This is a genomic window from Proteobacteria bacterium CG1_02_64_396, assembly GCA_001872725.1.
Taxonomy (GTDB): Bacteria; Pseudomonadota; MNWR01; order CG1-02-64-396; family CG1-02-64-396; genus CG1-02-64-396.
Genome location: MNWR01000108.1, coordinates 17,919 through 42,386, shown reverse-complemented (window position 1 = coordinate 42,386; position 24,468 = coordinate 17,919). Strand labels below are relative to the sequence as shown.

26 protein-coding genes are annotated in these 24,468 nt (G+C 63.1%); 6 read left to right on the top strand and 20 right to left on the bottom strand.

What is annotated here, in order from left to right; translation table 11 throughout:
* The first annotated feature begins 197 nt into the window (after nucleotides 1–197).
* Both AUJ55_13270 and AUJ55_13265 read left to right on the top strand, forming a co-directional pair.
* Nucleotides 198–1,367, top strand: coding sequence for an IS256 family transposase (locus AUJ55_13270; GenBank protein OIO53776.1), 1,170 nt, complete (start codon nucleotides 198–200; stop codon nucleotides 1,365–1,367).
* A 473-nt stretch (nucleotides 1,368–1,840) separates the two neighbouring features.
* Entirely contained in the window at nucleotides 1,841–2,140 is a 300-nt protein-coding gene (locus AUJ55_13265) for a hypothetical protein (protein OIO53775.1), read from the top strand.
* A 179-nt stretch (nucleotides 2,141–2,319) separates the two neighbouring features.
* On the opposite strand, the gene AUJ55_13260 is transcribed toward AUJ55_13265, so the two are convergent.
* Complete coding sequence (locus AUJ55_13260; GenBank protein OIO53774.1) at nucleotides 2,320–2,922, bottom strand: hypothetical protein; 603 nt, start codon at nucleotides 2,920–2,922, stop codon at nucleotides 2,320–2,322.
* 316 nt (nucleotides 2,923–3,238) lie between these two features.
* Here AUJ55_13260 and AUJ55_13255 point away from each other — a divergent pair, with 316 nt between their 5' ends.
* Nucleotides 3,239–3,568 (top strand): hypothetical protein, encoded by a 330-nt coding sequence (locus AUJ55_13255; protein OIO53773.1) that lies wholly within the window; start codon nucleotides 3,239–3,241, stop codon nucleotides 3,566–3,568.
* 108 nt (nucleotides 3,569–3,676) lie between these two features.
* On the opposite strand, the gene AUJ55_13250 is transcribed toward AUJ55_13255, so the two are convergent.
* The 14 genes from AUJ55_13250 to AUJ55_13185 form a co-directional block, all read right to left on the bottom strand.
* A complete protein-coding gene (locus AUJ55_13250; GenBank protein ID OIO53772.1) occupies nucleotides 3,677–4,120 on the bottom strand; it encodes a hypothetical protein in 444 nt (147 codons plus the stop codon).
* A 10-nt stretch (nucleotides 4,121–4,130) separates the two neighbouring features.
* Nucleotides 4,131–4,565 (bottom strand): hypothetical protein, encoded by a 435-nt coding sequence (locus AUJ55_13245; GenBank protein ID OIO53771.1) that lies wholly within the window; start codon nucleotides 4,563–4,565, stop codon nucleotides 4,131–4,133.
* A 463-nt stretch (nucleotides 4,566–5,028) separates the two neighbouring features.
* Nucleotides 5,029–5,565 (bottom strand): hypothetical protein, encoded by a 537-nt coding sequence (locus AUJ55_13240; GenBank protein OIO53770.1) that lies wholly within the window; start codon nucleotides 5,563–5,565, stop codon nucleotides 5,029–5,031.
* Nucleotides 5,566–5,568: 3 nt separating this feature from the next.
* Complete coding sequence (locus tag AUJ55_13235) at nucleotides 5,569–5,871, bottom strand: ferredoxin III, nif-specific (GenBank protein ID OIO53769.1); 303 nt, start codon at nucleotides 5,869–5,871, stop codon at nucleotides 5,569–5,571.
* Nucleotides 5,872–5,914: 43 nt separating this feature from the next.
* Nucleotides 5,915–6,127, bottom strand: a complete 213-nt coding sequence (locus tag AUJ55_13230; protein ID OIO53768.1) for a hypothetical protein — start codon at nucleotides 6,125–6,127, stop codon at nucleotides 5,915–5,917.
* 4 nt (nucleotides 6,128–6,131) lie between these two features.
* The gene (locus AUJ55_13225; GenBank protein OIO53767.1) at nucleotides 6,132–6,320 is read right to left on the bottom strand and encodes a hypothetical protein; all 189 of its coding nucleotides are present in this window, start codon (nucleotides 6,318–6,320) and stop codon (nucleotides 6,132–6,134) included.
* A 105-nt stretch (nucleotides 6,321–6,425) separates the two neighbouring features.
* Nucleotides 6,426–6,899, bottom strand: a complete 474-nt coding sequence (locus AUJ55_13220; GenBank protein ID OIO53766.1) for a hypothetical protein — start codon at nucleotides 6,897–6,899, stop codon at nucleotides 6,426–6,428.
* A gap of 240 nt (nucleotides 6,900–7,139) precedes the next feature.
* Nucleotides 7,140–7,568: a nitrogen fixation protein NifX gene (locus tag AUJ55_13215; GenBank protein ID OIO53765.1), complete on the bottom strand. Its 429-nt coding sequence runs from the start codon at nucleotides 7,566–7,568 to the stop codon at nucleotides 7,140–7,142.
* Between the two features lie 7 nt (nucleotides 7,569–7,575).
* Complete coding sequence (locus AUJ55_13210; GenBank protein ID OIO53764.1) at nucleotides 7,576–9,000, bottom strand: nitrogenase iron-molybdenum cofactor biosynthesis protein NifN; 1,425 nt, start codon at nucleotides 8,998–9,000, stop codon at nucleotides 7,576–7,578.
* The gene (locus AUJ55_13205) at nucleotides 8,993–10,390 is read right to left on the bottom strand and encodes a nitrogenase iron-molybdenum cofactor biosynthesis protein NifE (protein OIO53763.1); all 1,398 of its coding nucleotides are present in this window, start codon (nucleotides 10,388–10,390) and stop codon (nucleotides 8,993–8,995) included. The genes AUJ55_13210 and AUJ55_13205 overlap by 8 nt, the downstream gene beginning before the upstream one ends.
* 189 nt (nucleotides 10,391–10,579) lie before the next feature.
* Nucleotides 10,580–12,325 (bottom strand): hypothetical protein, encoded by a 1,746-nt coding sequence (locus AUJ55_13200; protein ID OIO53762.1) that lies wholly within the window; start codon nucleotides 12,323–12,325, stop codon nucleotides 10,580–10,582.
* Nucleotides 12,325–14,043, bottom strand: coding sequence for a hypothetical protein (locus AUJ55_13195; protein ID OIO53761.1), 1,719 nt, complete (start codon nucleotides 14,041–14,043; stop codon nucleotides 12,325–12,327). Before AUJ55_13195 ends, AUJ55_13200 begins: the two co-directional genes overlap by 1 nt.
* Nucleotides 14,044–14,176: 133 nt before the next feature.
* Complete coding sequence (locus AUJ55_13190; GenBank protein ID OIO53760.1) at nucleotides 14,177–15,862, bottom strand: hypothetical protein; 1,686 nt, start codon at nucleotides 15,860–15,862, stop codon at nucleotides 14,177–14,179.
* Entirely contained in the window at nucleotides 15,859–17,595 is a 1,737-nt protein-coding gene (locus AUJ55_13185) for a hypothetical protein (GenBank protein ID OIO53759.1), read from the bottom strand. The genes AUJ55_13190 and AUJ55_13185 overlap by 4 nt, the downstream gene beginning before the upstream one ends.
* A gap of 60 nt (nucleotides 17,596–17,655) precedes the next feature.
* Here AUJ55_13185 and AUJ55_13180 point away from each other — a divergent pair, with 60 nt between their 5' ends.
* Nucleotides 17,656–17,940 (top strand): hypothetical protein, encoded by a 285-nt coding sequence (locus AUJ55_13180; GenBank protein ID OIO53758.1) that lies wholly within the window; start codon nucleotides 17,656–17,658, stop codon nucleotides 17,938–17,940.
* A gap of 177 nt (nucleotides 17,941–18,117) precedes the next feature.
* A complete protein-coding gene (locus AUJ55_13175) occupies nucleotides 18,118–18,975 on the top strand; it encodes an SIR2 family protein (protein ID OIO53757.1) in 858 nt (285 codons plus the stop codon).
* 117 nt (nucleotides 18,976–19,092) lie between these two features.
* Here the strand turns inward: AUJ55_13175 and AUJ55_13170 are convergent, their stop codons facing one another.
* Nucleotides 19,093–19,488, bottom strand: a complete 396-nt coding sequence (locus tag AUJ55_13170) for a hypothetical protein (protein ID OIO53756.1) — start codon at nucleotides 19,486–19,488, stop codon at nucleotides 19,093–19,095.
* Between the two features lie 596 nt (nucleotides 19,489–20,084).
* Nucleotides 20,085–21,071: a hypothetical protein gene (locus AUJ55_13165; GenBank protein OIO53755.1), complete on the bottom strand. Its 987-nt coding sequence runs from the start codon at nucleotides 21,069–21,071 to the stop codon at nucleotides 20,085–20,087.
* A 223-nt stretch (nucleotides 21,072–21,294) separates the two neighbouring features.
* Between AUJ55_13165 and AUJ55_13160 the strand changes: the two genes are divergently transcribed.
* A complete protein-coding gene (locus AUJ55_13160) occupies nucleotides 21,295–21,741 on the top strand; it encodes a hypothetical protein (protein OIO53754.1) in 447 nt (148 codons plus the stop codon).
* Between the two features lie 181 nt (nucleotides 21,742–21,922).
* Here AUJ55_13160 and AUJ55_13155 read toward each other — a convergent pair whose 3' ends face one another.
* From AUJ55_13155 to AUJ55_13145, 3 genes are read right to left on the bottom strand one after another with little or no spacing between them, the layout of a single operon-like run.
* On the bottom strand, nucleotides 21,923–23,008 hold the full coding sequence (locus AUJ55_13155) for a molybdenum ABC transporter ATP-binding protein (protein ID OIO53753.1): 1,086 nt from the start codon (nucleotides 23,006–23,008) through the stop codon (nucleotides 21,923–21,925).
* Nucleotides 23,005–23,697, bottom strand: coding sequence for a molybdenum ABC transporter permease subunit (locus tag AUJ55_13150; GenBank protein ID OIO53752.1), 693 nt, complete (start codon nucleotides 23,695–23,697; stop codon nucleotides 23,005–23,007). Before AUJ55_13150 ends, AUJ55_13155 begins: the two co-directional genes overlap by 4 nt.
* 2 nt (nucleotides 23,698–23,699) lie before the next feature.
* Nucleotides 23,700–24,458 (bottom strand): molybdate ABC transporter substrate-binding protein, encoded by a 759-nt coding sequence (locus AUJ55_13145; GenBank protein OIO53751.1) that lies wholly within the window; start codon nucleotides 24,456–24,458, stop codon nucleotides 23,700–23,702.
* Nucleotides 24,459–24,468: the final 10 nt, after the last annotated feature.

Sequence of the window (24,468 nt, the reverse complement as noted above, 5' to 3'; positions counted from 1 at the left end):
CTACCCTTTCCAAGCAACGCCCGCTCAAATAACGTGAAGTGGACCCCAAAAACTGGACAGTAGGTTTTGTTAAGACCGAGGGGGCATGATTGGCGGTTAGTGCAACCTTCATTCTGTAATTTCTGCCTTCCCTGTTGGCCGGGGTCTTAGGTTCTTCTTTGATGCCGCTTTTCACTCACCCTTGAAGGAGAAACGTCATGGCCGTACACGTAGACCCCAGCCACCCCTTGGAGGGGGCTTTTTCGGCGTTGTTGAATCAGGGCCTGGATGGCGCCGGAGAGGCGCTTCGAATTCTGATCAACGAGGCTTGCAAGATCGAACGGGCGCAACATTTGGGCGCCAACCCCTACGAACGTACCAGCGAGCGCCTAGGCTATGCCAACGGCTTCAAACCCAAAACCATGACGACCCGTCTTGGTGAGATCACCGTCGAGGTACCCCAGGTGCGCGACAGCAGCTTTTACCCCAGCGCCCTGGAAAAAGGGTCTCGTACCGAACGGGCCGTGAACCTTGCCTTGGCCGAGATGTACGTCCAAGGGGTCTCGACCCGAAAGGTCGTCACGGTGTTGCAGAAACTGGTGGGACCGCAGGTGGCGATCTCCTCGACGCAGGTCAGCCGGGCCGCCAAGACTCTCGACGAGGGGCTCGCCGCTTGGCGCCAGCGCCCTTTGGGGCCAACCCCCTACGTGTTTCTCGATGCCCGTTATGAACGGGTGCGTACCGAGGGGCAGATCGTCGATTGCGCGGTCTTGGTCGCGGTGGGCGTCACCGCCGAGGGGCATCGCCGGGTGCTGGGGGTTTCGGTGGAGCTTTCCGAGGCCGAGATTCATTGGCGCGGCTTCCTCGACTCCCTGGTACGCCGGGGTTTGTGTGGGGTGAAACTCATCGTGGCCGACAGCCACACTGGCCTCAAGGCGGCCCGGCGTGCCGTCTTCCCCAGCGTCCCCTGGCAACGCTGCCAGTTCCACCTTCAACAGAACGCGGTGGGCTACGTGGCCCGTCTCGAACAGCGCCCGGCCGTCGCCCAGCGCATCCGCGCCATCTTCAACGCCCCCGACAAGGACGAGGCGCAGCGTCTGCTGGAGCAAGCCGTCGAACAGTGGCACAAGGAGGCCCCCAAGCTGGCGGCATGGGCCGAGGAAAACCTACCGGAGGGGCTGGCTGCATTCGACTTCCCGGCTCACCACAGAGTCAGGATACGCACCACCAATGGACTGGAACGCATCAATCGGGAGCTTAAACGCCGAACTCGCGTCGCCTCTATCTTCCCCAATCCAGACGCGTGCCTACGCCTGGTCAGCGCACTCCTCGCCGAATTCGACGAGGAGTGGATGGCCGGCAAAATCTACCTGAACTTCAAAATCTGATCCCGGCTGCCGAATAGAAGAGACCAGGGCTTTTTACAGAAACGATGTTGCACAATCCCTTCGACCTCCCGCCGACGCTGCCCAGACCTTATGCCACGCACCACCCAAACCCGCAATCCACAACCACAAAAAAGGCCTCCCCACGGGAGGCCCTTCGTCTTCCACTGCTAAAAAACCCACCCCCTACACCCGCTTCTGCCACGCCCCCAGGTTGGTCTGCCGCCAGCCATTGCGGCGGTAAAAATTCAACGCCGGGGCGTTGTCGAGGTCGGCCAGCCGCTAGCGATGCGGGCAATGCGGCGGGCACGGCAACCCATCCTCGATCAGCCCCGCCCGCCCCCCCCTCGTCGGGCGCGGTCACCCGCGGCACCGTCGCAGTTCCCCCTTGACGCATCCACCGCTTCTCGATACAAACCCCGCGTTAACTAACTGACCGGTTAGTTTTAAATCATAACAACTTAATGAGGATAGCCATGAGCGAGAGCGCAACCCTGGTGGTCACCGGGACCCCGAACCCCAACGAGATGGAATCGATTCAAGGCTACCTGCAGGGGGTGATGCCGTTGCTCTTGGGCGCTGGCGGTAAGCTGGTGAAACGCTTGAAGGTCGAAAACGTCCTTCACGGCACCCCTAGCGGCATGGCCATGGTGATGGACTTCGACTCGGTCGAGGCGATCACCACGATGTTCGCATCCGAGCAATACACCGCGCTCATCCCCATGCGCGACAAGGGCTTTTCGGCGATGAACATTTTGGTCACCCGGAATATGTAACCTTAGTTTGAGCCGATCAGCAGGGCATCCTTGTGGGGACCTCGAATACCGTTCGGGGTCCCCGTTGAGGGCTGGGCAAGGGCTGGGCAAGGGCTGGGCAAGGGCCGGGCAAGGATCAAAAGCTTGGTGGCGGCGGGCATGACAAGGACCGAAACCCTGGGGGGGGGTGGGTCGAGCGCTTAATCGCTTGAAGCGCGGAGCCCTTCAAGGTGGTCCATCGCTATTTTTGCGGCGTTTTGGATGGTTTTTGGGGCGGCCTTGGCTCTGATTAAAACGAACAATCCAAGGGTCGAAGCGGTAAAGAAGTCGGCCTCTTCATTGAGTGCAACTGAACTGCGCAGCTCACCTTTTCGGTGGGCGTTGCTCAATGCTGCTAAATAGGCCTTAGAAATATGCTCGAAATAGCCGTGGATCAACCCGGCGCCGGTGGGATCAACCGGGCCGAACTCAACGGCTGTATTGCACAACAGGCAACCCCGACCCGCTGCCGGACCCTCGCCCGCCGATGCGTAAAATGAAAGCAACGTACGAATCTCTTCGACACCCGCATCAGCCCCTTCCAGTGGGCTAAAACTGCGCTGCACAACCTTGTGATTGTAACGTTCGAGCGCGGCCTCAAACAGCAACTGTTTGTTGCCAAATTCGGCGTACAGGCTAAAACGGTTCACCCCAAGACCTTCAACGAGCATCTGCGTCGAGGTCCCGGCAAAACCGTGATCTCGAAATATTTCTACCGCCTTTTGAATCAACACATCGCGGTCGTAATTCTTTTTTCGGCCCATGGTTATTCCTATTGATACCTCTAGATGTTTCAATACATCTGATGATATCCAATCGTTCAGGAATGCAAACCGTTTTGATGAAACGGCCCCAACCGCGACGCCTAGATCCGAATCGGGTTTACCCTCTTTAGGGCGGTGGGCTCGAACGATACGTTTTTGGATCGGGCGGGAGCCCCCGATCTGACCCGTCAATCTGATTCGCCAATCTAATCTGAACCGCGACACGAACGCCGCCGCGATGCTAGATTCTATCTGCCCAATCCATTCGAGCCATTATCTATGCTCGAACGCCCTCTCATCTAATGGAGCGTCCAACATGTCGGTCGATTCAGAGTTTACAGCTTTTGTGCTCGATCAACTCAGCAGCATGGGAACATTTGAAACCAGCAACCAATTCGGAGGGACGGCGCTGCTGAGAAACGGGGCCGCATTTGCCAAAATCAAACACGGGTCGCTCTGGCTGAGGGTCGATGCGGGCAACGTCGATGATTTCATCGAAAAAGGGATGGTTCAGTACACCTACGGCAAAGATGGCAGCCGAAAACTCAATTTTTACGAGACCCCAGCCGAGGTATTAGAAGAGGCCGAAACATTGATTCAATGGGCCACCAAGGCCTGCGATGCGGCCAGTCGTTCGAAGAAATAATGGGGTGATTTTTTCATAGAAAATCGCCCTATTGATGAAAACATCGAGCACAAAAAAAGCCTCCTGATCGGAGGCTTTTTTTGTGCCTTAGTTTGGAGCTACCCACCCCTAAACCCGCTTCTGCCACGCCCCAAGATTGGTCTGCCGCCAGCCGCTGCGGCGGTAAAAATTCAGCGCCGGGGCGTTGTCGAGGTCGGCCAGCAGCTCGATGCGGGCGATGTTGCGGTTGCGGCACCAGTCCTCAGCGGCGTTAAGCAGCTTGGCGGCCAGCCCCTTGCGCCGGTGCGCTGGTGCGACCACCAAATCTTCAACGCGCCCCGCCTCCCCCCCCTCGGCGGACGAGATCACCGTCTGCACCGTCACCATCCCCACCACCTTCCCCCCCCACACCGCAACCCAGGCCTGAGCCCGCTCGGGGTGATCCAGCAGCGCTTTGAGTCCCTGTTTGTGCTTGTCGCGGTCGAAGGCGAAGTCCTGCTCGATGGCGAAGAGCAGGCCGAGCAGCACGGTCATGTCGTGGATGTTGGCGGGGGTGGCGGGGCGGATCGGCATGGGGCTGCTATTAACCTTCCATCAGGTGGACGTAGGCCCGTCGTGCCAGCTCCTGCTCCATGGGGGGGAGGATCCGGATTTCGGTCAGGGGGATGAAACAGGCCTCGACCGCCTCGGCGGCGGCGAAGGGGGGGTCGATGGCGGTGAAGAGGCCGAGAAAGAGCGACAGCGGCCCGGTCGCGGTGTCGACCACCTCGTGGAATCCCGCCTCGGGGGCGATGTCGCCGGGGACCAACCCCAGCTTCTCGGCCGCCTCTTTGGCCACGGCAGCCGGATGGTGCAACACCGCCTGCGCCTGCGCCTCGTCTTCGTCGCGCAGGGCGGCACCGCCGGGCAGCGGGTCGTCGCCGCAGACCCCGGTGTGGGGCATCAACAAAAAGCGCACGCGCCCGCTGGTCGATTGCTTGTGGGCCAGGATGATGCGGGGGGGATGGGTGTCGGGCATGGGATCGCTCTTGCTGGTTTTCAGTCCCCTCGCTCCTCCGGGTTCTTCGTCCTTCGACAGGCTCAGGATGAACGGGAGGCTCAGGACAGGTGGAAAAACGACGCTCCAACAAATATTGCATTTTTTCGGGGCGGCAATGGTCGCCTTGCTTTGGGTAGCGGGCTTTTGTTTACCGGCCGAACGAAGCGTCGGCCCCCTGGAGGGAAACGCTGCGTCTCGTCCGCCTTTCGGTCTTAAATTCAAAGGCGGCCACGACGGAGCACGTCCCTCCAAAAATCGCGCAAACCACAAAACTAAGGCGTCCCGAGGATCAAATTGGATTCCGGGTCCGGCTGCGCCGTCACGGGATGACGCCTTTATAGGTTCCGCCGCACTTTTCGTGTGGTTTCGTGTGTTTCGTGGTAGCCGGTTTTTTCGACGGCGAAGGCAGAGTCGATCTTCCCCGCGCCCCTACCCCACACCCTTAACTCGCCTGGCGTAGCCCTGCTTCCGGGCCAAGCCGCTCGGCCTGCTCCCCCTCTTCAGGTCCGCAGGCCCGCGCCAAAGCCCGAATCGTCTCGGCCCCCACCCCATCGTCGGGGTCGAGCTCGGCCAAGCGGTCGAGCAGCGCCCATGACTCCTCCACATGACCTTGGCGAAGGCGAATGAAAGCCCGCCCCTTCATGAAGAGCAGCGCCTTGCGGCCCACATCCCCAGCCAAACGCAGCTCCTCTGCGGTCAGATCGCGCCAATCGCCCGAAATCCGTCCCTGCCGCGACGCCTCGCCGTAGCCCAGATCAAGGGCAATGCGGGACTGTTTGAGGCGTCCGGCGTGGAGGTAGAACTTGGCCAGCCCCACGTACATTTCGAGGCTGGTGGGATCGGCGGCCTGGGCCTTCCACATCAGCATTTCGGCGCGGTCGGGCTCGGTGCCGCGCAGGGCGATGGCCTGGGCCACCACGTCGGCAACCCCGGCTGGCAGATTGCCAAACGCCCCCGCCGCATCGACCACACGACCCACGACTTAGGCCCCAACCGCCGCCGGGGCGTGGCTGTGGCACTCTTTGGGGCAAACCTTGGAGCAGGCCAGGCAGCCGATGCAGTCCAGTGCATCTTTAATCGCCATGACCATGGCGTTGTCGTCATCGTCGAAATCGTCGTCGTCCATCTCGACCAGCTCGGATTTCTCGACCAGGTCGAAGACGTCGCGGGGGCAGACCTTGTAGCAGCGGCCGCAACCGATGCAGTTTTCAGGGTCGACAGCCTTGATGAATTGCGGGGTCCAGGCGCTGCCGCCACGGGTAATACCGGTAATCACGTCGCTCATAGTGTTCAACCCTCGTGCAAGTGGGATGGGGTGGATGCTCGATTTACTGGCCGCCGCCCGCCGCGATCAGCCGAGCGTTGGCCTCGGCCCAATCCTGGCAGGCGTCGTAGGTCGACTGGGCAATGCCGGGAATCTCTTCGAATCCGGCGGGCAAGCGATCCTCGACCAGATCGTGGAGCTGGCTGGCCCACTCGCTGGCGATCCGCTTTTTCTTACGCACCTCTTTTTGCAGCGCTTTTAGTTCTTCGTCGTTCATCGCGTTATTCCTCATAACCACGCCTGCTCAGCAGCAGGGGCGGCTCGATCAGGCGCAGCGCCAAACCTTTGCGGGTTCCCTGGGCGGGCCGCCCCACAGGGCGGTTGCGATCCCCAGAAAGACCCGGAACACAAGTACGGCCCGGACGCGGGGCCGCCAGCCGGGGCACCCGCCGGAAAACCCCGGCGGCCACCCCGCGTCCAGACCGATTCCGTCAGTGAAGGGGGAAGTCTCCAAAGACGGAATTCCAACATCGCGCTGCGCCTCCCCGCCTACAGTCGGCAGGGGAGGCTGGGCTTTACAGCCCGGCGACCTTGCTGTGATCGCCGATCAGTTGCAGGGCGATGGAGAGGACCTTGTCGGCCTCGTCCTTCATCTTCGAAAGGGAGGGGAAACCGAAGCGGTGGACATCGCGCAGGTTCTTGTCCATCGCCACCAGCTTGCCGACGGTGATGACCACCCGACCAAAACCCTCGTGGGTCAGGTTGATCATGGGGACCGCCATCAGGCCGCACTCCTTCTCGATCATGTTGGCGATGGCGTTGTAGAAGGCCTTGACCCGGGCGATGGTGAACTCGTCGGGGTCGCCCACCACCGGGATCTCGCTCTTGCGCTCGGGGGTGATGACGTAGGGGTCGACGATCCGCGCCGCGCCCCATTTGTCGTACATCCCGTAGGTGTCGACCGCCCGCATCTGCTTGATGATTTCCTTGATGAAATCGCTCTCAAGAATGGGGTCGTTCTCGGCCACGGCCAGTTTCAGATCGCTCATGTTGTAAATCCTCGCGTGTAGGGATGAACCGGCTCTGGTCCGGGGTAATGCTTGGTTCTCAATGCCACACGGGGCTGCATCGCGGAAACCGCAATTCACCAAAACCTCGTTGTCTCCACTTGATGCGTCCCCGGCTTCGGGTCGATTCCGGGTTCGCCTGCGGCGCCCCGGAATGACGCCTTCACATAGGTCTTATAGGGCTTATTGGACCTATGCGACCTATCAGCGGTGGCGGTTGGGCTATTCCTCCCACCCCTCGTCCGCCATCGTTTTGAACCGACCGTTGTCGCTCTCGACCTTGCTCAGCGCCCGCGCCACCCAGGCCGAGGGGCCGCTGGCCATCTCGTTTTGCAGGTCTTGCAGCAACTCGCCGATGGGAGCGCCCGGCGAGACCTTGACCGGCTGCACCCCCAGCTTGACCAACTGCTGCACCGCCGACCCCCCCACCGCCTGGCAGTAGACCGCCGCGCAGCCGTTTAAGGCGGCGATCTTGGGGATCAGCTTGTTCTCATTGCCGTCCTGCACCTCTTCGTCGAACTGGATGACCTGCTCCAGCAACGCCGTGTCGGGGGTGACCCGATAGAGGGCAAAACCGGTCGCCGAACCGAAGTGCTGATCGACGTGTTTGAGATCGCCCGAGGCAAAAGCCACCAAGATGCCGGTGCTCATGACCGCCTCAGTGCCTGACTTCAGGATGTGGAACCGCCGCACCGTAGTCACCGCTTCCCTCCTCCCCCGGCCGCACCGCGTAGATCGAGCGGTACGGCGCAATGGCGTGGTGATCGACCCCCAGCAGCAGATTGGCCAGATCGAACAGAGCCTCACGGGTCCCCTTGTAGCCGATCCAAACCTTTTGATAGCCGCCAACCCAGTCGTATTGCGGGAATCCGGCCCGCAGCACCGGAATCCCCAGCCGTTCGCCGCTGCCCACCGCATGGCTGTTGCCAATCACCAACTCGGCCTGACCGGCCCGGGCCAGCACCTCTAAATCCTGCAAATCGCCGATCTTCACTTGGGCGACCGGGAGCCGCTCCAAAATGGGGGCACGGGCTGGGGCGACGGCGGCCACCACCTCCCCCCCCATCGAAACAATCAAATCCGACAAGACGTAGAGCAGATCGGGATCGGCGGCGATGGCGGCCCGGCGCATCCCGGTCATGAAGTGGGTGTCGACCATGGCGTCTTGCAACTGCGCCCGCTGACGGCGCAGCCGCTCGGGCACCGGCCCGTCGGCGATGGCGGCCAGCACCGTCATCAGCTTGTCGTTCGCGTCGAGTCCCAGCAGGGTGTCGAAACGGTGATCGGGCACCCCGGTGCGACGCTTGAGCAAATCTGCGGCCCCGTTCATCGAGGCGCCGAGCACCAGCGTCGCCGCCGCTTCGCCCAGGGTGGCGATCTCGTCGACCGGCAAACCGCCATCGGTCAGGGGGGTGAACTCCCGCTCGAAGAGGTGGCCGTCGAGGGAGCCCGACAAATCGGGAAGCACCACCGGACGCAATCCAAAAAGCTCGACCGTCTCTTTCAGAGCCTCAACGTCGCCGGGGGTCAGCCACGATCCGGCCAGAATGTTGACCTGCCGTTTTCTCGTGCCGGGGCCCTTGCCGGGCCTCTCCTCAGCCCTCTCGGGGACCAGGGTCGCGATCATGGCGGTGACGGCGGCGGCATAGCCGCTCTCCAGGCAGCCGCTGAAATCGGGGGTGGCGACCGGGACGACCGGCACCGTGTTGAACTCGGGGTGTTTGGTACGGAATTCCTTCACCGCGATGGTCAGGTCGGAACCCTGGGTTTCGGTCAGCCCGGTGGTCATGACCCCGATCAAGGCCGGTTTGGATTTGCCCGCGATGGTGGCCAAACCCTGCACCACCGAATCGTCCCCCCCCATGACGGCGGAAACCTGGTCGATGGCGGTGGTTTGCAGCGGGATCGGCTCACGAAAGTGGCGCACGAAAAAGACCTTGGCGAACGCGGTGCAACCCTGGGAGCCGTGCATCATCGCGATGGTGTGGTGCAGCCCCAGAAAGGCGAGCGCGGCGCCGACCGGTTGACTCGATTTCAAAGGCGAAACCGACATCGCCTTGTTTCTTTTGAGAATTTCAGCCATTGGAGACCTCCCCTCGGGCGTCCCACGGCGCCGGACGGCGAACCGCCTCCCACACCGGGCTTTCTAGGGCCAGGGCCAATTGCCGGGCCAACTCGACCATGCCGGTATACCCGGCGTAGCCAAATTCCCGTTCTTGGTTGATGTCGAGGAAGGGAATGCGGGCTTTGAGCGCCGTGTACATGTTGCGCCCCCCTGCGATCATGATGTCGGCCCCCAGCTCCCTGTAGGTGTCGAGCAGGGCGCGGGGATTGCCGTCGTCGATCATCCGCGCCTCGTCGCCCATCAGTTCGCGGATGCGGGCTTTGTCTTCCTCGGTCGACTTCTTGGTGCCGGTGGCGACCACCGTCATCCCCAGGTCTTGCAGGGCCGAAACGATGGACCACGACTTAACTCCCCCGGTGTAGAGCAGCACCCGTTTGCCGGTCAGACGCTCGCGCCAGGGTTGGAGCAGGGCGTCGATGCGGGCCTCCTCCCGAGCGATGACCGACTCGGTGCGGGCGTTCAGGTCGTCGTCCCCCATCAGGCGAGCAAAATCGCGCAGCGCCCGGCTCATGTCGGCCACGCCGTAGAAGCTCCCCTCGAACCAAGGGGTGCCGTATTTCTTCTGGAGTTTGCGGGCGACGTTCACCATCGCTTTGGAGCAGACCATCATGTTCACCTGCGCCCGGTGCATGGTTTGCACCTCGGCAAAACGGGCGTCGCCCGACAGGGTCGCCAGCACCCGAATCCCCAATTCATCGAGCAGCGGCAGCACATGCCAGAGCTCGCCGGCGATGTTGTATTCCCCCACCAGGTTGACGGTGTGGACGGTGATGCCGGGACGCTCGCTGGCGGGAGGGATCGGGTCGGGCTCCCGGGTGCCGATGACGTGTTTCACCATCGCCTCGCCCGCGATGCGGTTGCCCAGGTTTTTGGTGCCATAAAAACCGGCGGCGTCGACCGGGACCACCGGGACCCCAAAGGCCTCGATGGCCGCCTTGCAAACCGCATCGACGTCGTCGCCCGCCAGGGCCGGAACGCAGGTGTTGTAAACGAAGACGGCGGCGGGGCTGTGCTCGGTCACCGCCTGTTTGATGGCATGGAACAGCCGCTTTTCGCCCCGCCCCATGATGATGTCCTGCTCGGTCAGATCGGTGGTCATGCCCAAGCGGTAGAGGGTCGGCCCCGACGAGCGGGTCCCCCGGTTGTCCCACGAAGATCCGGCGCAGGCGATGGGGCCGTGGACGATGTGGGCCACATCGGCGATGGGGAGCAGGGCAATCTGGGCGCCGTCGAAGGCGCAGCCCCCTGCAGCGGCTCCTGGCTTGGGTTTGGCGCAGCCCGATTTGGACTTGGCGTTATGGGTGCAGGCCGGTTCGTCGAGCAGTACGGCGATGTCGCTTGGTTTCATGACGCCTCCGGCGGTTGGTCGTCTATACGATGAACGACCTCACCTATTGCCAGGGGTGTGCCAGCCTCTCAAGTGTTTGTTATTGCGTGGTTTGTCGTGCGGCGTGGATGTCGCGAATGTGACAATTGTCGGGGGAAAGCCAATGCAGGGGAGCCCCCCCCGAGGGGAGGGGGAGTGTTGTGGCGGCCTTTACCGCACGGGATCGGTGGCGACCACCATGCGAATCAGGCGCAGACCGGCCCCGGTCGAGATATCGCCAGCTTCGCGCCAACTGGAGGCAAGATACGAAATGTAGGGACTGCGATTGCCCCCCCCGCGGACAACCCTCGTGCCCCGCTCGCCGTCGACCTCCCACGGGGAACCGTCGGGGGGGATCCCATCGTATGAAAAATGGAATGTGTCCTGGCACCACTCGCGCACGTTGCCGCTCATGTCGTACAGCCCCCAGGGATTGGGCTTTTTCTGCGCCACCGGGTGGATCTCGCCGCCGCTGTTCTGGCTCCACCAGGCATAATCGTCCCCCTCTTGACCGTTGCGGCCCCAAAACCACTGGCTTTCGGTGCCGGCCCGAACCGCATATTCCCACTGCGCTTCGCTGGGTATACGGAATTGCTGGCCGGTCAGGGTGTTGAGTCTGGCGATAAACGTCTGGGCGCCTGCCCAGGTCATGAGGACCGGATACTCGTCCCCCACGGGCCAATCGCCTTGATTGCCCATGACCGCTTTGAAGAGGGCCTGAGTCACTTCGGTGCGCATGATCTGAAAAGGGGGAAGGGTGATCTGGGCGACCAAATCGGCGTGGTCGAGCTCCTTATTGCCCAAGGTAAAGCTGCCCCCCGCCAGCGGCACCATCTCGAACGCCGCCCCCCCCACGACAAAGCGATAGGGATCCCACCTCTCTCCCACCGGCAGCCGCGACACCCCCCCCTGGGGGGCCACCATTTTTCGCGCTCGATCGACGAACGATCCGGCCGGGTATTGCTTCAGGTAGGCCTGAAAATAGGCCGGATCGTCGCTCTGCTCGATGGAGGCCCAGAACGCCATTTCAAGTTGGGCTGCGGCGTTGGTGCGGGTGGTCTCCCCCTCTGAAGAGGCCAAGCGGAAGTAGAAATCGCCCTCCATCTGGTCGTAAAAGGCGGGCACCTGCTCGGCCCCGACACTCTTGGCCGCCGCCACCACCCGGCTGCGCACGTTGCGCACCAGTTGGCGGATCTCCACCCCCGGACGGGCCATCTCGTCGGCGAAGACCCGAACGAACAGGCTGTTGGGGTTGACGTCCCCCTCCCCCACCCGGTCGAGGGCCCGCTGCCCCGAACCTGCGGCAAAGACAATCATTTGGCCGTTGGCGGCCCCCACCGGAGCCAGCCCCCGCCCCCCGCCGAGCCCCCGTCCCTTGGCGGCAAAAGGGTTGTCGCGGCAGGCGGCGACGATGGCCAGCGACAGCCGAACCTGTTGCTGCGTCAGGTCGTCGAGCACCCGTTGCAACGCCAGCGCCTCGTCCATCACCTGCTCTTCGCTGTCGCCGACGATGTCGGTGGGCAGCAGGTAGTTGGCCCCCTCCAGCTGCACCCCATGTCCGGCAAAGAAAAACAGCGCCTCGTCCCCCGGCGACAGTCTCGCCTTGAACTGCCGGACCACCCTTTTGAGGGCCGACAGGTCCAGATCGAGTCGCAAGGTGGTCTCGAAACCGGCCGCCTCAAACCCTTGGGCCATGGTCTCGGCGTCGGCCACGGCGCTCGGGGGCGAATCCAGGTGGTCGTAGAGGCCGTTGCCGATCACCAACGCCACCCGTTTGGGACCGCTGGCGGCGATCTGCACCCCTCGACCCAGATCGTCGGCCAGAGCCGAGGAGCCCAGCCCCAACAGCAACATCCCGATCCACAGAGCCCGCCGAGCCGGGCGCACCGATGCGGCAGCGCGGTGGAACATCCCCATCACTCCCCCCCCTCGCCGGGGATCCACACCAGCCTGACCCCCGCCCAATGTTGCCCCTGGTCCCTGCCGCTGCGGGCGTCGGAGCGAAAATCGAGATTGAACATGGCATCGAACGCCCCGCCGCGAATCACCCGTTCATCCTCCACACCCTCGCTCTCCCAGGCGCTGCCGTCGTCGGGTCGACGGTTGAACATCCCACCCCGATAGTCTTCGTGGAAAACATCCTGGCACCACTCCCAGGCGTTGCCCGTCATGTCGTAAAGCCCCCAGGGATTGGGACGTTTCTGCGCCACTGGATGGGGTTGTTTGTCGCTGTTTTCAGGAATCCAGGCGTATTGGGGCATTTGGCTTTCATCGTCGCCCCAAAACCAGACCGAGGTGGTCCCCCCCCGCGCCGCGTACTCCCACTGGGACTCGCTGGGCAGTCGAAAACGCTTGCCGGTCATCTGGCTGAGCTTGTCGGCAAAGCGCTGAGCATCCCGCCACGTCACCTGATAAACCGGCAGGTTGTCCCCTTTGTATTCCTGTTCGTTGTAGCCCATCACCGCCTGCCACAGCGCTTGGGTCACCTCGGTTTGCATGATTTGAAAGGGGGCCAGGGCGACCTCGTGGCGTGGCTGTTGTTCTGAGGAGGCCCACAGATCGTCGCCCCCCATGAAAAAATTGCCCCCCGGAATCTCGACCATCTCGAAACGGATGCCGCGCACGGTGAAACGCTCGCCCTTGACCTGGGGCTCTTGTTCCCGCGCGGGCATCGTCTGCACCCCCCCCTTCTGCCGCGCTTGCTCTGCATAAAAGCCATTGGGGTACTGTTCGAGGTAGGCCAGATAGAGGGCCGGGTCGTCGCTCTGAGCGATGGCATCCCAGAACTCCTGCTCCAGAGGGCCCACCCCTTGGGGGACGCCCGCCGCGCTGCCCGCCGCCGGGGGATAAAAAAAGAAGTCGCCCTGGGCCTGATCGTAGAGCGCCGGGAATTGCTCCCCCCCCGACTGCGCTGCCAACGCCGCCACCCGGTCGCGCACCTGGCGCACCAGGGGGCGGATCTCCACACCCGGTTGCCCCATCGCCTCGACCAGCGCCCGCACGAACAGGCTTTGCGCCGTTGCGTCGTCGGTCCCGGTGCGCTCCAGCGCCGCCTGACCCACCCCCGCCGAAAACAGGATCATCTGTCCGTTGCCAGCACTGATCGCCGCCATGCCCCGTTCATGCCCCAGCCCGGTCGCCCCCCCCACAAAGGGGTTGCCACGGCAGGTGTCGACGATGGCCAGGGCGAAACGGGGCTGTTTGTCTTGCAGATCGTCGAGCACCCGTTGCAGCGACAGGGCATCGTCGCGTATTCGGTCGATGCTCTCGCCGACGATGTCGACCGGCAGCAGGTAATCGACCCCCTCCTCCGCCACCCCGTACCCCGCGAAGGCGAAGATCGCCTCGTCGCCGGGCGACAGCGCTGCCTTGAATTGGCGTACCGCTTTTTTCATGGCGCCGGTATCGAGGTCGTTGCGACGCAGCACCTCAAACCCCGTCTCTTCGAGCCGTCGAGCCAGCGCCTCGGCGTCGGCCCCGGCGACCGGCAGCGACTCCAGGGTTTGGTAGTGGTGGTTGCCGATGACCAGGGCGACCCGTTTGGGGCCCGCGGCCGATACCTGAACCCCCCGCCCCATGTTGTCGGGCAGATCTCCGGCCAGGGCCGACAGCGCCCAACCCACCCCCAGTACCATTCCTACCCATCGCAGCATGGCGAAGCCTCGAAAACGTTTGCCTCGTAAACCAGGTCGATGAAGCCCTGGCCCATGAAGCGGCGGACGATGCGATCCATCCCTGGAGCCCACGTCAGTGGGGGCCTGAAAATAATCATTCGCCGCTTAAGACCAAACGAAACCCCCGGTTTTCCCTCTTGAACTGAGGGGGAGCGCTGCCGCGAGCGGCGGAGGTCATGGCATTGGGGTGCCCGGACGAATCCTTGTCACTGAAAGAGCCCCCCCGCACCACCTTCCAATCTTTGAACCCATCCTTAAGCCAGGGGCTGCCGTCGCTGGGAGCGTCGTCGCCGAACACCCCCCCTTGGTACCGTTCGTGGTAGGCATCCAGGCACCACTCGGCCACATTGCCGCTCATGTCGTAGAGCCCCCAAGGGTTGGGTTTTTTCAAACCGACCGGGTGGGTTGCTTCGTCGCTGTTGTCTTGGTACCAGGCGTAATCGCCGGTCTGGCGCGCATCGTTACCCCAATACCAAGTGGTGGCGCTGCCCGCCCGGGCGGCAAACTCCCACTGCGCCTCGCTGGGGAGCTGAAAACTCAGGCCGGTCAGGGTGTTCAGTCTGGTGACAAACGTCTGCACCTGACGCCAATCGACGTTTTCAACCGGGAGGTTGTTGCCCTTGAACCGGCTGGGGTTATCTCCCATCACCGCCGCCCACAACCCCTGGGTCACCTCGGTGCGCATCATCTGAAAGGGGGCTAGCTCGACCGGGTGGGGCTCGTAGGGGAAGTCCCGGTCGGAGCCCATGATGAAGCGCCCCCCCGGAATCGGGACCATTTCGAAGACCACCTGACCCACCATGTAGCTGCGCCCACGGCTGTGGGTGGCAGAGGCGCCCCCCCCTTGGGCCGCCTTCACTCGGGCCAGCGAGGCAAACGCCCCCGTGGGGAAACGGTCGAGGTATTGCCGATATCCCTGAGGATCGTCGCTGTTTTTGATCCTATTCCAGAATTCGAGATCGGGGCCCAACCTGCCCGCTTCGTCGGCGAGGGGATGAAAATAGAAGTCGCCCTGCATCTGATCGAACAGCGCCGGCATCTGATCGCGGTGGACCCCCTCGGCCAGCGCCGCCACCCGGTTGCGCAAACCGCTGAGCAGGGTGTGGATCTCCACCCCTGGCTTGTCGATCTCATCGAGCAACACCCTGGTAAAAAGGCCGTGGGGATGGGTGTCCTGTTCGCTCAGCCGGTCGAGCGCCTCCTGACCGGCCCCCGCCGAGAAGAGGATCATCTGCCCGCTGGGGGGGGTGGTGGCGGCCAAACCCCGCCCGCCGCCCATGCTGCGCCCCTTACCCTGAAAGGGGTTGTCGCGGCAGGCGTCGATGATGGCCAGGGCGAAGCGGGCCTGTTGCCGACGCATTTCGTCGAGGAGCTGTTGCAGCCCCAGCGCGTCGTTCTTCACCTGGTCGGCGCTGTCGCTGACGATGTCGACCGGCAGCAGGTAGTTGACCCCCCCCATCTGGACCCCGTGGCCCGAGTAGTAAAAGAGGGCCTCGTCCCCCGGCGCCACCCCCGCTTTGAAATCACCCACCGCCTTGAGCATGGCGGCCCGGTCCAGGTCGTGCAGCGCCATCACTTGGAACCCCGCCCGCGCCAACGCTTGGGCCACCGCATCGGCATCGGCCACCGCGTTGCGCAGCGGGGCGATGCTGCGGTACAGGTTGTTGCCGATGACCAGGGCCACCCGTTTGCCCGCCGCCTCGGCTTGAAATGCCACCGGACCCAACGCCGCCACAAGCACCATCAGCCAGATGCCGACCCCCCATCGTCCCAGCTTCATGGCGTCACCTGCGGCAACAACACCAAACGCAAACCGATGCGGGGTGAGGACTGGTTGTCGTACCACATGGCGCGGCCACTGGAGGTCATATCTCCCCGCCCGGGCCACAAGAAATGGGCGAATCCCCCCCGCACCACCTTGTAGTTTTCCAAACCTTTAGCCTCCCAAGGGGTGCCGTCGTCGGGGGCCAATCCCCCCCTGCCTCGGCTCTCTTTGTAGCTCTCGTGGTAGGCATCCTGACACCACTCGGACACGTTGCCCGCCATATCGTAGAGCTTCCAGGGGTTGGGCTCCTTTTGGGCCACCGGATGGGTCTGGTCGTCGTTGTTGAAGCTGAACCAGGCGTAGCGGCCGATCTTCTCATCCGGCAGATACGCCGAGCCCCAGAACGCATCGGTGATGGTTCCGGCCCGGGCTGCGTACTCCCACTGAGATTCGCTGGGCAGGCTGAAGTGTTGACCGGTCATCTGGTTGAGCTTGGCGACAAAACTCTGGGCCATCTGCCAAGAGACCTGCTCCACCGGCAGGTCGTCGCCCTGATGCTTGCTGGGGTTGCTCCCCATCACCGCCTGCCACAACCGCTGGGTGACCTCGGTTTGCATCATTTGGAAGGGGGGCAGGGTCACGGTGTGGCGTGGCTGCTCGGCGTTGCGGTACTGCTGGGTGAAACCCATCTCGAAGCTGCCGCCGGGGATCTCCACCAGGGCAAACTCGACCTCCGCGACGGTGTAGATGTCGATCTTGGGCTCGAACCGGTTGTCGATCACCAGGGTGCGCCCCTTGATGCGGGCCAGGGGGACAAAAGCGCCATTGGGGTAGCGCTCGACGTAGCGGCGAAAGTCGGCGGGGTCGGTGCTGTTTTGAATCGCCTGCCAGGCTTGAATCTCGGCCTTCACCGCGGCGGGGGCATCCTCCCCCCCCTGCCCCGCTTGCAAGGTGTGGAAGTAAAAACCGCCCTGCATCTGATCGTAGAGGGCGGGCATCTGGTCGTGGCCCACCGACTTGGCCAGTTGCACCACCTGACTGCGCACGTTGTGCAGCACCTGGTGCACCTCGACGCCGGGGCGATTCATCTCTTGGATGAACACCCGGGTGAAGACCCCGTTGGGATTGCGGTCGTCCTCCCCCAGGTTGTCGAGCGCCTGCTGGCCTGAACCTGCCGAAAAGAGGATCAACTGGCCGTTGTCGGCCCGGGTAGCGGCCAGCCCTTTGGGGCCGCCCGCGCCACGCCCCTGGGTGGCGAAAGGGTTGTCGCGGCAGGCGTCGACGATGGCCAAGGCGAAGCGGACCTTACGTTCGCTCATGTCGTCGAGCACCCGTTGCAACGCCAGCGCGTCGTCCCGAACCTGATCTTCGCTGTCGCTGACGATGTCGACCGGCAGCAGGTAGTTGGCGCCGCCCAGCTGCACCCCGTGGCCCGAGAAGAAAAAGAGCGCCTCATCCCCCTCGGCGAGAGCCGTCTTGAATTGCCGCAGCGCCTGCTTGACGGAGGAAAGGTCGACGTTGTGCTGCAAGGTCACGGTAAACCCGGCCTCTTGCAGCGCCTTGGCGACGGCGGTGGAGTCGGCCACTGCGTTGCGCAGAGGGGTCACGGAGCGGTACTGGTCGTTGCCGATCACCAGCGCAATCCGCTTGGAGGGGGGTGCCAGGGGTTCGACCTCATCCGCCTGGACCGCCCCGGCGGCGCCAAACAGCCCCAACACCAGCCAAAACCACCGCGCCCTCTGTCTCATGTTTGCCTCGTGTGTCGACTATGGTTCGAGGGATGGTGCCACGCCGGATCTGGCTTGAGAATGCGCGATAAATCCGCCCATTTGGGTTCTTGCATCGAGAAGGAAACGGCCATGCTGAACATTGGACCCACCAGCCGCACTTGGCTGGCCGAGGTGGGAATTGCGACGGTGGAGGATCTGCGCCGCGCCGGGGTGGTGACGGTGTGGCGCATGGTGAAGGAGCGCCAACCCAAGGCGACCCTCAACCTGCTCTGGGGGTTGGAGGGGGCAGCGACGGGGCGCGACTGGCGGGCGATTGATACGGCGCGCAAAGCCGAGCTGAAACAGGCGGCGCTGCGGATGTAAAAACCACGGGGGAAATCCCGGAGCCCCCCCGAGCGCCCCACCCGGCCTGTCGTTTTTACGACAAAGGGGGCAATCCCGACGTAAGAACTCGGGAATAATCCCCGTATTGACGGGCTTTCCTCCATGGCCCCCTTCTTGCGCTACCCCTGGCATCCATTCACTCGTCAGGAGCGCGCCATGTCCGATACAACGCTTTCAGAACTGATCGCCCGCCTGCAAAACGGCACCCTGGTCCCCTTTCTCGGCGCCCAAGCGCTCAACGGCTCGGTCAACGCCGAGACCGGCGCCCCGATCCCCGCCGATTCCGATTCCCTGATTCTGGCGATGAACGGCGGCAAGCCGATGGCCCCCAAGCTGATGTACGAATTTGCTCGGGCCGCCATGAATCAAGAGCTCAAGAAGGGGCGTAGTTTCATTCAGCGCTTTTTGGTGCAGACCTACGCCAACACCGCGTGGAGCCGGGCCCCCATGCACGACTGGCTCGCCGAGCTTAAACCCCACTATGTGGTCGACATCAACCGCGACACCCAACTGCAAGAGAGCTACAAGGCCACCCCCCACACCTTGATTGTCGGCATCGCCCGGATGAGCGGTAAGGACTACCGCTTCAAGATCTACCACTACGACGGCAGCGGCTACACCGAGATCAACCAAGACGAGGCTGACCCCTCCCTGCCGATCCTCTTCAAACCGTTGGGAACCCCAACCCCCGAGCCGACCTTCATTGCCTCGGATGCCGACTACGTCGATTACATCACCGAGCTGATGGGCGGCTTCGCCATCCCCTCGTTTTTGAAGGAATACCGCAAAAACAAGCAGTACCTCTTCATCGGATTGCGGCTCAACCGCGACACCGAACGGATGGTGATGTCCGACATCGTCTACGGCGCGGGGAGCCCGACCGGCTACGCCCTGATTCCGGGGGCCAACGACAAAGAAAAGCGGTTCTGCGCCAAGATGGGCATCGAGGTGATCGACGCCTCGGTTGAGGATCTTCTGGCTGCGGCGGGTAAGGGGTTGGTCGAGGCGGTTTAAGGGGGTTCGGGGGCGCCGACGTTCATCGGCCCCCTGCGCCGCATCGCAGGTTTTGCAAGGGTGGGAGGAGGCAACCCCTCCCACCCCGAGCGATACGGGCGCATGTGGTCTTTCGGTTTAAGAGGGATTCAGAGCGTCGCGGATTTTGCAGATCAGCCCCCCTACCGGCCTGGGTTTGGCGGGGATCACCTCGTCGCGCAGCCAATCGAACACCGCCTTGGCGGGGTCGGGCTCGGCGGTCAACACCGTCTCCAATCCCCGTGCCGCCATCTTGCGCTGGAAACTCTCCCCGGCGCTGCCCCCGACCACCGCCACGCAGTCGAGCAACGGATGGGGCTGGTCATCCTGGTAATGGTGGAAGATCAGCGCCTTGGGCAACTCGATCCGCTCATACAACGTCACCGTCGGCTCCCCCGCCTCACCAAGGGCAACCTCATACACCGCCCAGTGGGGACATTTGCCGATGTGGCCGGCGACTTGGTCCGATTTGTTGACGGCAACGGCAATGAACATGGGGACTCTCGGGGGGGCGGAAAAACATGACCCTGAAGCGGGTTCGGGATGAGGACCAGGATGTTATACCGGCATTGTAGTCCGGATTCCGGCCCGCAATGACGCCCTACGCGCTTGCCCAATGACCGGGAAAGAACATGGGTTCAAGCGGTTTATTTGAACCAGTGCGCTGCTCATTTGCTTGATGCGCGAATCTGCCAACGATGGGAGTCATGCGATTTCCTGATAATCCCCCCATCACGGCCTTCCTCGAAGCGCTGACTGGCGCCATGCCCTATCTCTCCCATCCCAGTTGCCGCAGTTAAGGGATCGCCGCTTGAAAAAAGCCCCCCACGGGTTGCCCTGTGGGGGGCTTTATGGTGCCTTGATACCGACCCCGTCGGTCGGATGGATTGGCCGGTGGATTCGTAGGGTGATTCGTAGGGTGGATAAGCGCAGCGCATCCACCACCACCACCATCACCACCACCTCGCAGCACACCCGCAGCTTCGTCGAAACCCGTTCCGCGCTGCGTTGGCGACAACCGGGGCTTGCGATCCCCTGCCGGTGGATGCGCTGCGCTTATCCACCCTACGTCACGGGCGCACCGATCCGGCTTAAAATCCCGCTTGCACCAACACCTTGAACAAATCGTCCTTCACCCCCTTTTTGAATCCCACCACGCTGCCGATGCTGGCGGCGTCGCCCCCCACCCAAACGTAGGCGGCCTGAATGCGAACCCGGTCGGCGTGGCTGGGATCGAGGGCGAAGTTGCAGGCCAGGGTGGTGTTGGTGGCGGTCAGGTCGCTCCCCGTCCCGCTGCGTTTGGTTTGCTCCCACTTGGCCACCGCCTCGACCTGCTCGGCGACCTTCCCCAACACCTGGGCGTACATCACCGTGGTGGTCCGGCCTCCCTGAACGCCCCGATCCCATTCGACCTTGATTTCAATGGGGTCGAAGGCCGTTTTGACGGCAGCATACGAGGCCGAATAAGTGCCGCCCCCGGTCACCGTCGCCTGGCCGACACCCCCCTCGACGTGCAGGGTTTTTTCTAGGTCGAAGAGCAGACGCCCCACCACCAAATCGTCGTTGCCCAAGGTTCCGGCGCTGTATGAGGTCCCGTCGCCCCGACCGCCCGCGTTGTAAATCCCCAGGTCGTAGCCCAAACCCCCGGCGATTTTGCGCCCCGAGACCATCACCCCCAGGCCGCGATCGAACACCACGTTGCCGCTCATGCCGAAGCCGATGACGTCGAGTTTGGCCGCCGAGGTGTTGAATTCCATGCCGAAGGGGGTTTTGCCCTGTCCGACCGTGACCTTGGCGGCGGGCGCAAAGGTGTAGGCAAGTTGGGCGTCGAGCAGCGCCTCGTTGGTGGTGTTGGCCTTGGTCGGTTGGTCGGTTTTGAGCATCTCAACCAGCATCCGGTAGTCGATCCCCTCCTCGATCTTCCCCTTGGCCCCAAAACGTACCCGGTCAAACCCGAACTGGTGGGGGGTCGCGGCGGAGGCGAAGGTGCCGGTGAATTGGGTGTAGCCAAACATCTTCACCGAGGGGTAAGTGGGGATCTCATCGGCGAGACCGGTGCGCGGCGTCACCAGGAACATACCGACTCCGGCCATGAGCGTTAACTTACTGGACATGTTCATGTTTTTTTCCTCATTCGATCACATGGCGGGTGTTGATAAACGTTTTTGGTTCCAGCTAATTGGAGACACTTCTTGATGTGGACTGCTAATTGAGGTCCCTAAATCACCCTTCCCCTCCCCTTGTCTTTGGGCCAGGATGGCTCATCGCAGCATCGTCTGTAGGCACACCAGGGAGGCGACGATGAACACCCAGCCCACCGCAGCAAGCACCCCATCGAAACCCACGGTCTACCTCATCACCGCCGCAACGCAGCAACGCAAGCCGCTGTTCGCCGACCTGTGGGCCGCCCGGCACGTGGTGCGCGAGATGCGCGCACTGCACGACAGCGGTCAGGTGATTTCGCTGTCGTGGGTGCTGCTCCCCGACCGGCGGCACTGGCTGATCGCCCTCAAAGATCCCGTTCTGCTTCCTGCCTTGGTCTGGCGGTTGAAGGAGCACTCGGCCAAGGCGATCCGCAGTCAACTCGACACCATCGACCCCATCTGGAACGCCACCCACCACAACCGCCGCCTACGGCCCGACCAAGAGGTGCTGCACATCGCCCGCAAAATGATGCTGCGTCCCATCAAGCGTCAGGTCGCACGGCGGTTGGAGGATTTCTCCACCTGGGATTCGGCTTGGGTCTGATCGCTATATTCGAAACCCCATAACGGTTGGCACGGCAACATCTCGATTTCGAACAGGCTCGGCAAAGCAATTTGCCGGGCCTTTTGTTTGTCCGCTGCGGCAGGCAAGCCCCCGCATCGGTGGCCTCACCCAATACCACGGAGCTGTGCGTCATCGCGCCGCGACCGGTCGGTGCGGCCTCTCACCGCGCCAGCCCCACCCCCTTGATCTGTGCAAAAACCTGTTGCCCCGAAGCCAAACCGAGTTTGTCCCACGACAGTCGGGTGATCCGGGCCAGCAGGGTTGTCCCCCCTTGAACGGCGTCGCAGCGCAGCCGCACCAGCATCCGTCCCGGCCCCGCCGTTTCGCTCCCCTCGATGGTCGCCGCCAAAATATTGAGCACCGAGGTGTCGGTGTGGGGACTTAAGGCCAGGCTCACCTCGCGGGCCGAGATCCACAGCCGCACCCGCGCCCCCTCCTCGACCTCAAGCAATGGCGCCAGCAGCTCGCCGCCGCAAAACTGCAACCGGGTCAGCCCTTGGGCCTCGTCATGTGCGGTTACTCGCGCCTCGATCACCGCCCCCTCCTCTTCGCCGTTGGGGGTCAGGGTGCGCCCCATCCGGGTCAAGACCTGGGCGATCCCCCCTTGGTCAACAACCCGACCGCCGTCGAGACGGATCACCCGGTCGGCCAAACGGGCGACCTCCTCCACCGCGTGGCTGACGTAGAGCACCGGAATCTGCAAGCGCCGATGCAGCCCCTCTAAATACGGAAGAATCTCCCCCTTGGCGCGTGCATCGAGCGCCGCCAACGGTTCATCCATCAGCAGCACACGTGGGCTGGTCAGCAGCGCCCGCCCGATGGCGACCCGCTGCCTTTCCCCCCCCGACAAACCCTCGGGGCTGCGATCGATCAGGGGGGCCAGCCCCAGCCATTCCACCACCTCATCCAGCGCCACCCGACGCTGGTCGGGGACGATCCGCCGCCAGCCGTAGAGCAGGTTTTCCCGCACGCTCAGGTGGGGAAAAAGACTCGCCTCTTGAAAGACATAGCCGATGGGGCGGCGGTGGACCGGGACGAAACAACCGGTGGCGTCGTCCTGCCAGCATTGATCCCCCACCCGCAGCGAACCCCGGCCCCGCTCCAGCCCGGCGATGCAGCGTAGCCAGGTGGTTTTGCCCGAGCCCGAATGGCCGAACAGGGCGGTCACCCCGTGCAGCGGCAGATCGAAATCGACCTGCAAGCTGAAGCTGCCCCGGTCGAGGGCAAACGCCCCTTGAATACTCATGGCCGCACCTCGGGGGCGCTCTTTCCGGTGAAGGCGTACAGCGTCAGCAAAATCAGGAATGAGAAGAGAATCATCCCCGCCGAAAGCCAGTGGGCCTGGGTGTACTCCATGGCCTCGACATGGTCGTAGATGGCAATCGAGATCACCTGGGTCTTGCCGGGAATGTTCCCCCCCACCATCAACACCACCCCGAACTCCCCGACGGTGTGGGCAAAAGCAAGCACAGTAGCGGTGAGAAATCCCGGTCTTGCCAGCGGCAGCACCACGCTGCGGAAGCGATCCCAGGGGGCGGCGCGCAGGGTGGCGGCGACCTCCAGCGGGCGCTCCCCCAGGGTTTTGAAAGCCTGGGTCAACGGCTGCACCGCAAAGGGAAGCGAGTAAATCACCGAGCCGATCACCAAACCGGGAAACGAAAAGACCAACCTCGCCCCCCCCAACGATTCCCAAAAGCCCCCCACCCAACCGTGCGGTCCGAGCAGCACGATCAGATAAAAACCCAGCACCGTAGGGGGCAACACGATGGGCAGCGCCACCAGCGCCTCGATGACCGGGCGCATCCGCTGGCGGGTGCGGGCCAGCCACCAGGCCAGTGGGGTGCCGAGGAGCAAAAGCACTGCGGTGGTGACCAACGCCAGCTTCAGGGTCAGCCAGACAGGGCTCCAGTCGAGGGGGGTGGCGAGGGTTTCCATCGTTATTTCTCAGGAGTGTCGTAACCGAACGAGGCGATGATCGCAGTCGCCTGCGCCGAGCCGATGAAGTCGAGCAGCGCCCTGGCGGCAGGGTTTTCTTGCCCGATTTTGAGTAAACACAGCGACTGAACGATGGGATCGTGCCAATCGGCGGGGACAACCCAATTGGAGCCGGCGGGGGCTTTGGGCCCTTTGAGCTGCGACAGCGCCACGAAGCCGATCTCGGCGTTGCCGCTGGCGGTGAATTGCAAGGTCTGAGCGATGTTTTCGGCCTGGACCAGCTTGGGTTGCAGGGATTCGAGCAGCCCCGGCCTGCTCAACGCCTGCACCGCCGCTGCACCGTAGGGGGCGGTTTTGGGGTTGGCGATGGCGATGTGCTGGATGCCGGGTTGCTTGAGCGCCTCAGCCGAATCGACGCGCAGGTTGGGGCTCCACAGTGCGAGTCTTCCGATGGCATAGGGGGCGTTGGTACCGGTCACCGCCAGGCCGTCGGCCACCAAGAGGTCGGGACGTTCTCTGTCGGCGGCCAGAAAAATCTCGAACGGGGCGCCGTTGCGAATCTGAGCGTCGAGCTTACCGGTGGAGCCGGAGCTGGTGACGACATGGTGGCCGGTCGCCTTTTCAAAGGCTGAGGCGATGGCGGCAAACGGGGCTGCGAAGTTGGCCGCCACCGCCGCATTGACCGTGTCGGCCTGGGCGGCGGGGGTGAGCAGAAGCGTTACGGATAGAAAAAGGCTGCGTTTCATGAGCTCTCTCTTCATTGCTTTGGCG

What these genes read in the sequence shown, in the direction of transcription:
- AUJ55_13180 (OIO53758.1), top strand. Translation starts at nt 17,656, where the DNA reads ATGCGCGATAAATCCGCCCATTTGGGTTCTTGCATCGAGAAGGAAACG.
- AUJ55_13265 (OIO53775.1), top strand. Translation starts at nt 1,841, where the DNA reads ATGAGCGAGAGCGCAACCCTGGTGGTCACCGGGACCCCGAACCCCAAC.
- AUJ55_13145 (OIO53751.1), bottom strand. Translation starts at nt 24,458, where the DNA reads ATGAAGAGAGAGCTCATGAAACGCAGCCTTTTTCTATCCGTAACGCTT.
- AUJ55_13235 (OIO53769.1), bottom strand. Translation starts at nt 5,871, where the DNA reads ATGAGCGACGTGATTACCGGTATTACCCGTGGCGGCAGCGCCTGGACC.
- AUJ55_13170 (OIO53756.1), bottom strand. Translation starts at nt 19,488, where the DNA reads ATGTTCATTGCCGTTGCCGTCAACAAATCGGACCAAGTCGCCGGCCAC.
- AUJ55_13230 (OIO53768.1), bottom strand. Translation starts at nt 6,127, where the DNA reads ATGAACGACGAAGAACTAAAAGCGCTGCAAAAAGAGGTGCGTAAGAAA.
- AUJ55_13200 (OIO53762.1), bottom strand. Translation starts at nt 12,325, where the DNA reads ATGGGGATGTTCCACCGCGCTGCCGCATCGGTGCGCCCGGCTCGGCGG.
- AUJ55_13165 (OIO53755.1), bottom strand. Translation starts at nt 21,071, where the DNA reads ATGTTCCTGGTGACGCCGCGCACCGGTCTCGCCGATGAGATCCCCACT.
- AUJ55_13215 (OIO53765.1), bottom strand. Translation starts at nt 7,568, where the DNA reads ATGAGCACCGGCATCTTGGTGGCTTTTGCCTCGGGCGATCTCAAACAC.
- AUJ55_13260 (OIO53774.1), bottom strand. Translation starts at nt 2,922, where the DNA reads ATGGGCCGAAAAAAGAATTACGACCGCGATGTGTTGATTCAAAAGGCG.
- AUJ55_13150 (OIO53752.1), bottom strand. Translation starts at nt 23,697, where the DNA reads ATGGAAACCCTCGCCACCCCCCTCGACTGGAGCCCTGTCTGGCTGACC.
- AUJ55_13195 (OIO53761.1), bottom strand. Translation starts at nt 14,043, where the DNA reads ATGGTACTGGGGGTGGGTTGGGCGCTGTCGGCCCTGGCCGGAGATCTG.
- AUJ55_13250 (OIO53772.1), bottom strand. Translation starts at nt 4,120, where the DNA reads ATGCCGATCCGCCCCGCCACCCCCGCCAACATCCACGACATGACCGTG.
- AUJ55_13155 (OIO53753.1), bottom strand. Translation starts at nt 23,008, where the DNA reads ATGAGTATTCAAGGGGCGTTTGCCCTCGACCGGGGCAGCTTCAGCTTG.
- AUJ55_13185 (OIO53759.1), bottom strand. Translation starts at nt 17,595, where the DNA reads ATGAGACAGAGGGCGCGGTGGTTTTGGCTGGTGTTGGGGCTGTTTGGC.
- AUJ55_13255 (OIO53773.1), top strand. Translation starts at nt 3,239, where the DNA reads ATGTCGGTCGATTCAGAGTTTACAGCTTTTGTGCTCGATCAACTCAGC.
- AUJ55_13190 (OIO53760.1), bottom strand. Translation starts at nt 15,862, where the DNA reads ATGAAGCTGGGACGATGGGGGGTCGGCATCTGGCTGATGGTGCTTGTG.
- AUJ55_13270 (OIO53776.1), top strand. Translation starts at nt 198, where the DNA reads ATGGCCGTACACGTAGACCCCAGCCACCCCTTGGAGGGGGCTTTTTCG.
- AUJ55_13220 (OIO53766.1), bottom strand. Translation starts at nt 6,899, where the DNA reads ATGAGCGATCTGAAACTGGCCGTGGCCGAGAACGACCCCATTCTTGAG.
- AUJ55_13245 (OIO53771.1), bottom strand. Translation starts at nt 4,565, where the DNA reads ATGCCCGACACCCATCCCCCCCGCATCATCCTGGCCCACAAGCAATCG.
- AUJ55_13160 (OIO53754.1), top strand. Translation starts at nt 21,295, where the DNA reads ATGAACACCCAGCCCACCGCAGCAAGCACCCCATCGAAACCCACGGTC.
- AUJ55_13205 (OIO53763.1), bottom strand. Translation starts at nt 10,390, where the DNA reads ATGAAACCAAGCGACATCGCCGTACTGCTCGACGAACCGGCCTGCACC.
- AUJ55_13210 (OIO53764.1), bottom strand. Translation starts at nt 9,000, where the DNA reads ATGGCTGAAATTCTCAAAAGAAACAAGGCGATGTCGGTTTCGCCTTTG.
- AUJ55_13175 (OIO53757.1), top strand. Translation starts at nt 18,118, where the DNA reads ATGTCCGATACAACGCTTTCAGAACTGATCGCCCGCCTGCAAAACGGC.